The 12,708-nt window shown below is 68.1% G+C and carries 11 protein-coding genes and 1 riboswitch; of the genes, 8 read left to right on the top strand and 3 right to left on the bottom strand.

What is annotated here, in order from left to right:
* Positions 1 to 34: 34 nt before the first annotated feature.
* The 7 genes from ACWCRB_RS27715 (at position 35) to ACWCRB_RS27685 (ending at position 8,870) form a co-directional block, all read left to right on the top strand.
* Positions 35 to 2,200: a carbon starvation CstA family protein gene (locus tag ACWCRB_RS27715; protein WP_450998628.1), complete on the top strand. Its 2,166-nt coding sequence runs from the start codon at positions 35 to 37 to the stop codon at positions 2,198 to 2,200.
* Positions 2,175 to 2,372 carry a YbdD/YjiX family protein gene (locus tag ACWCRB_RS27710; RefSeq protein ID WP_450998643.1) on the top strand — a complete coding sequence of 66 codons (198 nt, stop codon included), beginning with the start codon at positions 2,175 to 2,177 and terminating at the stop codon, positions 2,370 to 2,372. Before ACWCRB_RS27715 ends, ACWCRB_RS27710 begins: the two co-directional genes overlap by 26 nt.
* 143 nt (positions 2,373 to 2,515) lie before the next feature.
* Complete coding sequence (locus tag ACWCRB_RS27705; protein ID WP_450998627.1) at positions 2,516 to 2,794, top strand: DUF3311 domain-containing protein; 279 nt, start codon at positions 2,516 to 2,518, stop codon at positions 2,792 to 2,794.
* Positions 2,791 to 4,422, top strand: coding sequence for a monocarboxylate uptake permease MctP (gene mctP, locus ACWCRB_RS27700; protein WP_450998626.1), 1,632 nt, complete (start codon positions 2,791 to 2,793; stop codon positions 4,420 to 4,422). The genes ACWCRB_RS27705 and mctP overlap by 4 nt, the downstream gene beginning before the upstream one ends.
* A gap of 188 nt (positions 4,423 to 4,610) precedes the next feature.
* Positions 4,611 to 5,114, top strand: coding sequence for a GNAT family N-acetyltransferase (locus ACWCRB_RS27695; protein ID WP_450998625.1), 504 nt, complete (start codon positions 4,611 to 4,613; stop codon positions 5,112 to 5,114).
* 77 nt (positions 5,115 to 5,191) lie between these two features.
* Positions 5,192 to 5,340, top strand: a riboswitch (cobalamin riboswitch).
* Positions 5,341 to 5,466: 126 nt separating this feature from the next.
* Entirely contained in the window at positions 5,467 to 7,857 is a 2,391-nt protein-coding gene (locus ACWCRB_RS27690) for a ribonucleoside-diphosphate reductase subunit alpha (protein ID WP_450998624.1), read from the top strand.
* Positions 7,857 to 8,870: a ribonucleotide-diphosphate reductase subunit beta gene (locus tag ACWCRB_RS27685; RefSeq protein ID WP_450998623.1), complete on the top strand. Its 1,014-nt coding sequence runs from the start codon at positions 7,857 to 7,859 to the stop codon at positions 8,868 to 8,870. The genes ACWCRB_RS27690 and ACWCRB_RS27685 overlap by 1 nt, the downstream gene beginning before the upstream one ends.
* 19 nt (positions 8,871 to 8,889) lie before the next feature.
* Here ACWCRB_RS27685 and ACWCRB_RS27680 read toward each other — a convergent pair whose 3' ends face one another.
* A complete protein-coding gene (locus ACWCRB_RS27680; protein ID WP_450998622.1) occupies positions 8,890 to 9,090 on the bottom strand; it encodes a hypothetical protein in 201 nt (66 codons plus the stop codon).
* 93 nt (positions 9,091 to 9,183) lie between these two features.
* On the opposite strand from ACWCRB_RS27680, the gene ACWCRB_RS27675 reads away from it, so the two are divergent.
* Positions 9,184 to 10,146 (top strand): GlxA family transcriptional regulator, encoded by a 963-nt coding sequence (locus ACWCRB_RS27675; protein ID WP_450998621.1) that lies wholly within the window; start codon positions 9,184 to 9,186, stop codon positions 10,144 to 10,146.
* A gap of 30 nt (positions 10,147 to 10,176) precedes the next feature.
* On the opposite strand, the gene ACWCRB_RS27670 is transcribed toward ACWCRB_RS27675, so the two are convergent.
* Together ACWCRB_RS27670 and cyc1 are read right to left on the bottom strand one after the other, a co-directional pair.
* Positions 10,177 to 11,538 (bottom strand): bifunctional albaflavenone monooxygenase/terpene synthase, encoded by a 1,362-nt coding sequence (locus tag ACWCRB_RS27670; RefSeq protein ID WP_450998620.1) that lies wholly within the window; start codon positions 11,536 to 11,538, stop codon positions 10,177 to 10,179.
* Positions 11,535 to 12,620 (bottom strand): epi-isozizaene synthase, encoded by a 1,086-nt coding sequence (gene cyc1, locus ACWCRB_RS27665; RefSeq protein ID WP_450998642.1) that lies wholly within the window; start codon positions 12,618 to 12,620, stop codon positions 11,535 to 11,537. The genes ACWCRB_RS27670 and cyc1 overlap by 4 nt, the downstream gene beginning before the upstream one ends.
* Positions 12,621 to 12,708: the final 88 nt, after the last annotated feature.

Here is a 12,708-nt window from a genome sequence, read left to right as displayed (position 1 = left end):
CCTTGCGTCATCGCATGGACGGGAGGACGGCCCGGTGCGCACTGCGAACACCCGAACCATCGTCATCTGGACCCTCGTCGCGCTGGTGGGCGCGACCGGGTGGTCCGTGCTCGCGCTGGCGCGTGGGGAGGACGTCTCAGCCGCGTGGATGGTCGCGGCGGCCCTCGGCTCGTACGCCATCGCCTATCGCTTCTACTCGAAGTTCATCGCGTACAAGGTGCTCAAGGTCGACAGGACCCGGGCCACCCCCGCCGAACGCCTCAACAACGGCATCGACTTCCATCCGACCGACCGGCGTGTGCTGCTCGGTCACCACTTCGCCGCCATCGCGGGGGCCGGTCCGCTGGTCGGGCCCGTACTGGCCGCGCAGATGGGGTACTTGCCCGGCACGATCTGGATCATCGTGGGCGTCATCTTCGCGGGCGCCGTCCAGGACATGGTCGTGCTGTTCTTCTCCACCCGCCGCGACGGACGCTCGCTCGGGCAGATGGCCCGGGAGGAGATCGGGCCGTTCGGCGGGGCGGCGGCGCTGGTCGCGGCGTTCGCCATCATGATCATCCTTCTGGGCGTGCTGGCCCTGGTCGTCGTGAACGCGCTGGCCGCCTCGCCGTGGGGCACCTTCTCCATCGGCATGACCATCCCGATCGCCCTGCTGATGGGCTTCTACCTGCGGGTTCTACGGCCGGGACGGGTCACCGAGGTCTCGCTGATCGGCGTGGCGCTGCTGCTGCTCGCACTGGTCGCCGGACGCTGGGTCGCCGAGTCGTCGTGGGCCGACACCTTCACGCTCGCGCCCTCGACGCTGGTCGTGTGGCTGGTGGCGTACGGGTTCATCGCGTCGATCCTGCCGGTGTGGATGCTGCTGGCCCCGCGCGACTACCTCTCCACGTTCATGAAGATCGGCACGATCGGGCTGCTCGCCCTGGGCGTTCTCGTCACGCTGCCCACGCTGAAGATGGACCCGGTGACCGACTTCGCCTCACGCGGCGACGGGCCCGTCTTCGCGGGTTCGCTCTTCCCGTTCGTGTTCATCACCATCGCCTGCGGGGCGCTCTCCGGCTTCCACTCCCTCATCTCCTCCGGTACGACGCCGAAGATGATCCAGAAGGAGACGCAGGTCCGGATGATCGGGTACGGCTCCATGCTGATGGAGTCGTCCGTCGCCGTGATGGCGCTGATCGCCGCCTCCGTCATCGACCCGGGGCTGTACTTCGCGATGAACGCGCCCGCCGGGGTCATCGGCACCAGCGTGCAGTCGGCGTCGGAGGCGGTCGCGAACCTCGGGTACACGATCTCGCCGGACGCGCTGGCCAAGGCGGCCGAACAGGTCGAGGAGGCAAGCCTGTTGTCGCGTACGGGCGGTGCGCCGACCCTCGCGGTCGGGGTCTCGGAGATCTTCTCCAAGGTGACCGGGGACGGGCTGCGCGCGTTCTGGTACCACTTCGCGATCATGTTCGAGGCGCTGTTCATCCTGACCGCGCTGGACGCGGGCACACGCGTGGGCCGGTTCATGCTCCAGGACATGCTGGGCAACCTCTACAGGCCCTTCAAGAACGTGAGTTGGAAGCCCGGACTCGTCATCACCAGCGCGATCGTGTGCGCGCTGTGGGGCTACTTCCTCTGGGTCGGCGTGCACGAGCCGCTCGGCGGGATCAACCAGCTCTTCCCGATCTTCGGCATCTCCAACCAGCTGCTCGCGGCGGTCGCGCTGGCGGTCTGCACGACGCTGCTGGTGAAGTCCGGACGCCTCAAGTGGGCCTGGATCACCGGGATTCCGCTCGCCTGGGACGCGACGGTGACCCTGACGGCCAGCTGGCAGAAGGTGTTTTCCAGCGATCCGCGCGTCGGCTTCTTCAAGCAGCGGTCGGTCTACCAGGACGGTATCGACCGGGGCGAGGTCCTGGCGCCGGCCAAGAGCATGGACGACATGCGCACCATCGTCACCAACTCGACGGTGGACGGCGTCCTGTCCGCCGTACTCGCGATCCTGATCGTCGTCGTGATCGTGGACGCGGCCCGGGTCTGTATCCGGCATGTGCGCCGGCCGGCGCTGTCCTCGCTGAGCGAGGCGGCGTACGTCGAGTCGAAGATCGTCGCTCCGGCCGGGCTGTTCCCGACCAAGGAGGAGCGCGAGGAGGAGAAGGAGGAGGAGCGCCGTGCGGTCGTCGGCAGTGCTGCGCCGGGCTCGTCGGGCGATTAGAGGAGTGCGCTGGTACGTACGGGAGTTGACCGACGAGTCGGCGTACGAGCGGTATGTCTCGCATGTCCGGTCGGGGCACGGGGAGCAACCGGTGCCCACCCGGCGGGAGTTCGAGCGGATGCGTACGGAACGACAGGAAAGGGATCCCCGGCAGGGGTTCCGCTGCTGCTGACCCTCCACCGCTGACACACACCCCTCACCAACAGGCGTTATCCGTTATACGGACGGGGGTTCCATAAAGCGAAACCGTCCCCTAGATTTCCTGCGCGTTGCACAAGTGATCACAGGAAATCAGCGTGGGGACGGAGCCTTGGTATGTCAGAAGCGCCTGAAGTGAACCCACCGGTGGTGACACCGGTCCGTGTCGTCATCGGGCTCTGCCTCTTCGCACCCTTCGTCGCGATGCTGTGGGTGGGTTCGTACGCGAAGATCGAACCGACTCTTATCGGCATACCGTTCTTCTACTGGTACCAGATGCTGTGGGTGGTCATATCCACCGCGCTGACGATGACCGCGTACCAGCTCTGGCAGCGTGACCAGCGCGCCCGCGCCGCCGTGTCCTCGGGCTCCGCGAAGGGCGGTGCGGACGCGTGAACGACGGCGTGAACGGCGTGGCACTCGCCGTCTTCATCATCTTCTTCCTGGCCGTCACGATCATCGGGTTCATGGCCTCGCGCTGGCGCAGGGCCGAGAACGAGAACAGCCTCGACGAATGGGGCCTGGGCGGACGGTCGTTCGGCACCTGGGTCACCTGGTTCCTGCTCGGCGGTGACCTGTACACGGCGTACACCTTCGTGGCCGTACCCGCGGCGATCTACGCGGCGGGCGCGGCCGGCTTCTTCGCGGTGCCGTACACGATCCTCATCTACCCGCTGATGTTCGTGTTCCTGCCCCGTCTGTGGTCGGTCTCGCACAAGCACGGGTACGTCACCACCTCGGACTTCGTGCGCGGCCGGTTCGGCTCGAAGGGGCTGTCGCTGGCGGTCGCGGTCACCGGCATCCTGGCGACGATGCCGTACATCGCGCTCCAACTGGTCGGCATCCAGGCCGTCCTGGATGTCATGGGCGTCGGCGGCGGCGAGGACACCAACTGGTTCGTCAAGGATCTGCCGCTGCTGATCGCGTTCGGTGTGCTGGCCGCGTACACGTACTCGTCGGGGCTGCGGGCTCCCGCGCTGATCGCGTTCGTGAAGGACGCGCTGATCTACCTCGTCATCGCGGTCGCGATCATCTACATCCCGATCAAGCTGGGCGGCTTCGACGAGATCTTCAAGGCCGCGGGCGACGCCTTTTCCCAGACCAACCCGGCGACCGGCAACCCACGCGGCGCGCTCGCTCCGGGCGAGGCCTCGCAGTGGACGTACGCCACGCTGGCGCTCGGCTCGGCGCTCGCGCTGTTCATGTACCCGCACAGCGTGACGGCGGTGCTGTCCAGTCGCAGCCGTGACGTGATCCGGCGCAACTCCACGATCCTGCCGCTGTATTCGCTGATGCTGGGTCTGCTCGGACTGCTGGGCTTCATGGCGATCGCGGCCGGAATCAAGGTCACCAACGGGCAGTTGGCGATCCCGCAGCTGTTCGAGAACATGTTCCCGGCCTGGTTCGCGGGTGTCGCCTTCGCGGCGATCGGCATCGGGGCGCTCGTCCCGGCGGCCATCATGTCCATCGCGGCGGCGAACCTGTTCACGCGGAACATCTACAAGGACTTCCTGAAGCCCGACGCGACTCCGGAGCAGGAGACCAAGGTCTCCAAGCTGGTCTCGCTGTTGGTGAAGGTGGGCGCGCTGGTCTTCGTCCTGACCATGGACAAGACGGTCGCGATCAACTTCCAGCTCCTGGGAGGTATTTGGATCCTGCAGACCTTCCCGGCGCTGGTCGGCGGTCTGTTCACCCGCTGGTTCCACCGATGGGCGCTGCTGGCCGGGTGGGCGGTCGGCATGCTGTACGGGACGCTGGCGGCGTACGGGGTCGCGTCTCCGACGCAGAAGCACTTCGGGGGGAGCGCGAAGGAGATTCCGGGGATCGGGGAGATCGGGTACATCGGGCTGACGGCGTTCGTGCTGAATGTGGTCGTGACGGTGGTGCTGACGTTTGTGTTGAAGGCGCTGAAGGCTCCGGAGGGCTTGGACGAGACGACGGCGTCGGACTACACGGCCGACGCGGGGGATCCGGGGGTGGTGGTGGAGTTGCCGCCGGCCACTGCGGGGGCCGCCGCGCACTGATGGCTCCGCCGGGTGCGCGGTTCTTTGTCTGCGGCCCGGTGGGGGCTTGTCGCGCAGTTCCCCGCGCCCCTTTCGGGGCGCTGCAGCGCACGCGACTTCACCGGAACCGCCCATGCGATGGGGCGCGACAGTGGGCCGCCGGATTTAATCGGCGGTCCGTTGTCGTACCCCTCCGGCACACTCCACTCATGGACATTTTGATCAGGCGGGCCCTTCCCGAGGAGTACGAGGTGCTCGGGGAGATCACCGCGGAGGCCTATCTCCGGGACGGGCTGCTCGACTTCGGGGAGAGTGACGGGTATCTCGTCGAGCTGCGGAACGTCGGGAAGCGTGCCGCCGCTGCCGAGGTGCTGGTGGCGGTCGCCGACGGGCGGCTGCTCGGCGGGGTGACCTTCGTGCCGGCCGGCGGGCCCATGTCCGACATCGCGCGCGAGGGCGAGGCCGAGATACGGATGCTGGCGGTCGCGGAGGAAGCACGCGGCCGGGGTGCCGGTGAGGCGCTCGTGCGGGCCTGTGTCGAGCGGGCCCGGGGCGTCGAGGGGTGTGTGCGCGTCGTCCTGTCGACCCAGAGCGCCATGCGCACCGCGCACCGGATCTACGGGCGCCTGGGCTTCGTACGCGCCCCGGAGCGCGACTGGAACCCGATTCCCGACCTCGACATGAGCCTGCTCGCCTACGAGCTGACGCTCTGACAGCACCGGTCGCTCCACCCACCGAAGCCGACACGACACAACATGTGGGGGTGCCTTCAGGGCCCGGCACAAGATGTATGCTCATGCTCGCTGTCGCCGCAGGGGAATCCGGTGCGAATCCGGAACTGTCCCGCAACGGTGTACACGTGCGCATTCGTGCCCTGATAGCCCTGGCACGGCTGCGCGCGTGTCCAGTCCGAGGACCTGCCGACGGTGTGCCCGGCCGACCGGTCCGGGCGCCTGACGTCCGGGCCTCGTGGAGTGGGCCGGTGGACGCGCGCGTACCCGTAAGGCGTCCGTGTGCCCCGCTGCCCTCCGCCAGGCCCCGTGCCGAGCGAGGGAGAGCCCCCACGTGACCATCGCGCCAGCCGAACCGGCTTCAGCGACCCCAGTGGCCCGAGTCGAGACGGACGGTCCCGGAGCCGCGCTGCTGCGGACCCTGACCGAGCTGACCGCCGACCTCCCCGACGCCGACCCCGGCCGGGTCGCCGCCGCCGCGTTGCGCGGCCGGTCCTCGCGGGCCGACGAGTCGGAGCTGCGCGAGCTGGCCACCGAGGCGGCGGCCGGCCTCATCTCCGAGGACCCCGCCTACTCCCGCCTCGCCGCCCGGCTGCTGACGGTCAGCATCGCCGCCGAGGCCGCCTCGCAGGGCGTCACGACCTTCTCGGAGTCGGTCGCGGTCGGGCACCGGGAAGGCCTGATCGCCGACCGCACCGCCGAGTTCGTACGGCTGCACACGGACCGTCTGAACACCCTGATCGACGTCGAAGGCGACGACCGCTTCGGGTACTTCGGGCTGCGGACCCTCCACAGCCGCTACCTCCTGCGCCACCCGATCACGCGCCGGGTCATCGAGACGCCCCAGCACTTCATGCTGCGCGTCGCGAGCGGGCTGGCCGATGACACTGTGCTTGATTCAGAAACGGGCGTCCGCGCATTCGACGAAGTCGCCTCGCTCTACCGGCTCATGAGCCGCCTCGACTACCTCCCCTCCTCCCCCACCCTCTTCAACTCCGGTACCCGGCACCCCCAGATGTCGTCCTGCTACCTCCTCGACTCCCCGATCGACGAGCTGGACTCCATCTACGACCGCTACCACCAGGTCGCCCGCCTCTCCAAGCACGCCGGTGGCATCGGGCTGTCGTACAGCCGGATCCGCTCGCGCGGGTCCCTCATCCGCGGCACCAACGGGCACTCCAACGGCATCGTGCCGTTCCTGAAGACGCTGGACGCCTCCGTCGCCGCCGTGAACCAGGGCGGCCGGCGCAAGGGTGCCGCCGCCGTCTACCTGGAGACCTGGCACTCCGACATCGAGGAGTTCCTGGAGCTGCGCGACAACACGGGTGAGGACGCCCGCCGTACGCACAACCTGAACCTCGCGCACTGGATCCCCGACGAGTTCATGCGCCGGGTGAACACGGACGCGCTCTGGTCGCTGTTCTCCCCCGCCGACGTGCCCGAACTGGTCGACCTGTGGGGCGACGAGTTCGACGTCGCCTACCGCAAGGCCGAGGACGCCGGGCTCGCCCGCAAGACCATCCCGGCGCGGGATTTGTACGGCCGCATGATGCGTACGCTCGCGCAGACCGGCCAGGGCTGGATGACCTTCAAGGACGCGGCCAACCGCACCGCCAACCAGACGGCCGAGCCGGGCAACGTCGTCCACTCCTCGAACCTGTGCACCGAGATCCTGGAGGTCACGGACGACGGGGAGACGGCGGTCTGCAACCTGGGGTCCGTGAACTTGGGCGCGTTCGTCGACCAGAAGACCGGCGACCTCGACTGGGAGCGGCTGGACGAGACCGTCCGCACCGCCGTCACCTTCCTCGACCGGGTCGTCGACATCAACTTCTACCCGACCGAGCAGGCCGGCCGGTCGAACGCGCGGTGGCGTCCCGTCGGGCTCGGCGCGATGGGTCTCCAGGACGTCTTCTTCAAGCTGCGCGTCCCCTTCGACTCGCCCGAGGCCAAGGCCCTCTCCACGCGGATCGCCGAGCGGATCATGCTCGCCGCGTACGAGGCCTCCGCCGCCCTCGCCGAGCGCAACGGCCCTCTGCCGGCCTGGGAGAAGACCCGTACGGCCCGTGGTGTGCTCCACCCCGACCACTACGACGTGGAGCTGAACTGGCCCGAGCGCTGGTCGGCGCTGCGGGAACGTATCGCCGCGACCGGGATGCGCAACTCGCTGCTCCTGGCGATCGCGCCCACCGCCACCATCGCGTCGATCGCCGGTGTGTACGAGTGCATCGAGCCGCAGGTCTCCAACCTGTTCAAGCGCGAGACGCTGTCCGGCGAGTTCCTCCAGGTCAACTCCTACCTGGTGCAGGAGTTGAAGGACCTCGGCGTGTGGGACGCCCGCACCCGTGAGGCGCTGCGCGAGTCGAACGGCTCGGTGCAGGAGTTCGCCTGGATCCCGGCCGACGTACGCGCCCTGTACCGCACGGCGTGGGAGATCCCGCAGCGCGGGCTCATCGACATGGCCGCCGCCCGGACCCCGTTCCTGGACCAGGCCCAGTCCCTGAACCTGTTCCTGGAGACGCCGACCATCGGCAAGCTCTCCTCGATGTACGCGTACGCCTGGAAGTCGGGTCTGAAGACGACGTACTACCTGCGCTCGCGCCCCGCGACCCGCATCGCCCGCGCCGCACAGGCGCAGGCCCCGATCCCCGTGCAGGCCACGGCTGACGAAGACGCCGTCGCCTGCTCCCTTGAGAACCCCGAGTCCTGCGAGGCCTGCCAGTAATGTCCAGCGAAGCCAAGAACCTTCTCGACCCGGGCTTCGAGCTCACCCTGCGCCCCATGCGCTACCCGGACTTCTACGAGCGCTACCGGGACGCCATCAAGAACACCTGGACCGTCGAGGAGGTCGACCTCCACTCGGACGTCGCCGACCTGGCGAAGCTGTCCGAGGGCGAGCAGCACATGATCGGCCGGCTGGTCGCGTTCTTCGCGACGGGCGACTCGATCGTGGCGAACAACCTCGTGCTGACGCTGTACAAGCACATCAACTCGCCGGAAGCGCGGCTGTATCTGTCGCGCCAGCTGTTCGAGGAGGCCGTGCACGTCCAGTTCTATCTGACGCTGCTCGACACCTATCTCCCCGACCCGGAGGACCGGGCCGCCGCCTTCGACGCGGTGGAGAACATCCCGTCCATCCGCGAGAAGGCCGAGTTCTGCTTCAAGTGGATCAACGAGGTCGAGAAGCTGGAGAGCCTGCAGACCCAGGCCGACCGCCGCCGCTTCCTCCTCAACCTGATCTGCTTCGCCGCGTGCATCGAGGGCCTGTTCTTCTACGGGGCCTTCGCGTACGTCTACTGGTTCCGCAGCCGGGGTCTGCTGCACGGTCTGGCCACCGGCACCAACTGGGTGTTCCGCGACGAGACCATGCACATGAGCTTCGCGTTCGAGGTGGTCGACACCGTCCGCAAGGAGGAGCCGGAGCTGTTCGACGACCAGCTCCAGCAGCAGGTCACCGACATGATCCGCGAGGCGGTCGAGGCGGAGTTGCAGTTCGGCCGCGACCTGTGCGGTGAGGGCCTGCCGGGCATGAACACCGAGTCCATGCGCCAGTACCTGGAGTGTGTCGCCGACCAGCGCCTGGCCCGGCTGGGCTTCGCCCCGGTGTACGGCTCCGAGAACCCCTTCTCCTTCATGGAGCTGCAAGGGGTCCAGGAGCTGACCAACTTCTTCGAGCGCCGCCCGTCGGCGTACCAGGTGGCGGTGGAGGGCTCGGTGTCGTTCGACGACGAGTTCTGACACCGACAGCCGGTCGAGGTCACGCCGCCCGGGCCACGTCCTGGGCGGTGATGGCCCGGCGGGCCGAAGTGTCCTGAGCCTGGCGGTCCTGCTGGGCCTTCCGGAGCTGACGGTCGATGCGCCGGTCGTGCGCGAGGCCGATCAGGGACGGGAAGGCGAGGGCCACGAAGACCGCGACGACGACGAGTATTCCGACGATGTTGTCCGTTGCTGTGTTCATGGACATCAGTCTCGCGCCGAATACTCCTGACCGTCAGTGGCAGGACTGCCGCACACCCTCGATTTCCTGCCAATGCCGAGGCACACTGGCAGCATGCTGGAAAACGTGGCCGTCGTGCTGCTCGACGGAGTGCATCCCTTCGAACTCGGTGTCGTCTGCGAGGTCTTCGGCCTCGACCGCAGCGACGAGGGCCTGCCCGTGTACGACTTCGCGGTCGCCTCGGCCGAGGGCCCGACGCTGAGCACCCACGCGGGCTTCTCGGTGCAGCTGGACCACGGCCTTGAGCGGCTGGAGAGCGCCGACCTGATCGCCGTACCGGCCGGGCAGACCTATGCCGACCGGGAGTACCCGCCGGAGCTGCTCGACGCGCTGCGGCGGGCCGTGGAGCGCGGGGCCCGGGTGCTCAGCGTCTGCTCCGGGGTCTTCGTGCTCGCCGCCGCGGGCCTGCTGGACGGCCGACGGTGCGCGGTGCACTGGCGGCACGCGGACGAGCTGGCCCGGCGCTATCCGCGCATCGAGGTCGAGCCGGACGTGCTGTACGTCGACGCGGGACCGGTGATCACCTCCGCCGGTACGGCCGCCGGGATCGACGCCTGTCTGCACATCGTGCGTGAGGAGCACGGGCCCGAGGTCGCCAACTCCATCGCCCGCCGGATGGTCGTACCGCCGCACCGGGACGGCGGGCAGGCCCAGTACATCGAGCGGCCCCTGCCCCGGTCGCGGTGCGACACCGTGGGGTCGGTGCTGGTCTGGATGGAGCGCCATCTCGACGAGGAGGTGACCGTCGAGCAGCTCGCCGAGCGCGCCCACATGTCGCCGCGCACCTTCGCCCGCCGCTTCCAGCAGGAGACCGGCACCACGCCCTACCGCTGGATCCTGCGGCAACGCGTGCTGCTGGCCCAGCAGTTGCTGGAGGCGACGGACGAGACGATGGACGCGATCGCCTGGCGCACCGGTTTCGGCAACGCGGCGGCGCTGCGCCACCAGTTCGTACGGTCGCTGGGGACCACCCCGCAGGCGTACCGGCGTACGTTCAAGGGCCCGGAAGCCGCCTGAACGTACGCCTGTTGCCTTGCCCGGGCGCCTTCAGCGGGGTATCGCCCGCAGCAGCAGCCGGTCCGGGTGCAGGGTGATGCCCACGCGGACCGCGTCGCGTGAACCGGGCACCCGTTCGAAGCGCCACTTCCTCGCCAGCTCAGCCGTGAGAATGGTGAGCATGGCCATCGAGAAGTGGTCGCTCGGACACTTGCGGTTGCCCACGCCGAACGGGGTCATCGCGTACTTGGGCAGACTCCTGGTGCGTTCCGGAAGCCAGCGGTCGGGGTCGAACTCGGTGTTCCGCTCGTACGAACGCGGATCGCGCTGGATCGCGTACGGGCTGTACACGAGATCGGCACCGGCCGGAATCCGATAGCCGCCCAGCTCGGTCTCGGCCACCGCCCGCCGGGTCAATATCCATACGGGCGGCTGCAAACGCATCGTCTCGACGAGGACATTGTTCGTGTGCGTCAGCTTGCGGACGTCCGCGAATGCGACCGCGCGGTCGCCCCCGACCGATTCGGCCTCCTCGGCCACCTTGTCGGCGTGGTCCGGCTGTTCGGCGAGGACCTGGAGCAACGACATGATCGTGGAGGCGACGGTTTCGGCGCCCGGGGTGACAATGGCGACGACCTGATCGTGGATCTCCTGTTCGCCTATGGGGTCGCCATTCTCGTCCTTGGCCGACAGCAACGCCGTCAGCAAATCGTCCGGATTTTGACCGGATGCCCGGCGCTCGGCCACGATCTCGTCGACGACGAGATGCATATCGGCCAGGGCTCGGTTGAATTTGCGGTTGCCCGGCAGCGGGAGCCGGTAGAGCGGTCCCGCGGGGATCACCATGCGCCGGTACATCCCCAGGAACACCGTGGCGAGCGCGGCGCACAGCCGGTCGGCCCGCTCGTCCATGTAGTCGCCGCGCAGCAGACAGCGGGCCGCGATGCGCACGGCGACCCGGAAGGACTCCGCGGTGCAGTCGACGGTCTCGCCCGGCCGCAGGCGCTGGGCGAACGCGTGTGCCTCCTCCTCCAGGATCGGCCCGTACTCGGGCAGGACGTCCAGCCGGAACGCGGGCTGGATGGTGCGCCGTTGGCGCCGGTGGGTGGGCCCGTTGGCGGTGGCCACGCCCTCCTTGCCGAGCAGCCCCTCCAGGGACTCCCACAGCGGGCCGCCGATGATGTAGGCCGGGTTGAGCGCGAGTTCCCCGACCAGTTCCGGCGAGGTGGCCGCGTACACCGTCTTGGGGCCGAGCTTCAGCCGTACGACGTCGCCGTGGTCGCGGAGCCGGGCGAACCAGCCGAGCGGGTCGCGGACCAGCTGCCAGCCATGGCCGAGGAGCGGGACACCGCCGCCGGCGAGGGGCGGTTCGCTCATGGGAGGAGACGCGGGCCGCACGGATTCGACGGTCATTTCTCACCTGCCGCTTCGTTGTTGACGTACGGGGGTGTGGAGCGGTCGTCCCAGTTGTCGACCATGTAGCGGCCGGACTCGTGGTGGAACCAGTAGACGGAACTGAACCAGTTCCGCATGTTGTCGAGACAGGCGTTCACGGCGCTGCTCATTTCCTTTCCCCGGGTGCTGCCGTCGTCGAGCGATTCGGCGAACCGACGTGCTTCCTGCTCCGCCGCGAGAAAATCCAGAATGGACTCCTCGACCCGCCCCCTGACTTCCGCGATGGCCTCTTCGAGAGTCATCCCCTCATGCCGGATGAGACTGATTCCGAGATTGTGGACCTCGTCTCCCGCGATTTCCTTCGGGAGCGAGCAGAGGTCGTTGTACCAGGCGGCGAATTCCTGGCTCAGCAGCGCCGCCCGATGGAATGCGGGCTGCTTCCGCACCACCGTGGGGAGTTCACAGCCCGCGCTCGGTTCCAGGAGATCGGTCCAGATCCAGTGCGCGAAGGTGAGCCGCCGCAGTTCGAGATATTCCTCGACTTTCGGCACGGTTCCGTTTGTACGGTTACGGAACTCACGGTCGTACGCGTCGATCACCGCGTGAAAATGCCGCGCGAAGCGTGCGTTCCACTTCCTGCCCAGGAACGAGAACAGCCGCAGCACACTGTCCGCGAACCCCGCGACCAGCGGATCCCGGTGGTACAGATACAGCCCGGGTGCGTCCAGCGCGGCATGGAGACGGCTCCTGAGTTTCCGCCAGGCGGCGGGGCGGCCGTGCACGATGTCACGGTCGTGGCGGTCGTCCCAGACGAAGAACCAGGCACTGAAGTCCGCTATCGCCTGGAGTACGTCGTCCCGGGCGCCGAGGTAGTACCCGGCCATGAGGTCGGTATAGCAAAGGCCGTCGGCATATTCTGCGACCTTGTCCGCCGGCATGAGGCGTTTTTCCAGCAGCCAGCCCCTGGTGTTCTCCTGAAGTCGGGGCCAATACGGATGCAGTTGCCGGGGAAACGCCGCCTCGATCACCGGTAAGGCCAGTGATGGTGGGATCGCTACCGCTGTTGTCGCCGGTGAGGTGCTGTGTGGGAAAGCAGGCACGAACAAACCCCTCTCAGCCGCCAGTTGGCGCAACACCCCTCCCGCTGTGCCGGGCGTGCGCCGTTGCGTATCCCCGCACTTCCCATTC

The organism is Streptomyces sp. NPDC002156 (genome assembly GCF_053593675.1).
The sequence above is the reverse complement of the archived record's forward strand: the minus strand, read 5'-3'. Positions and strand labels throughout refer to the sequence as shown.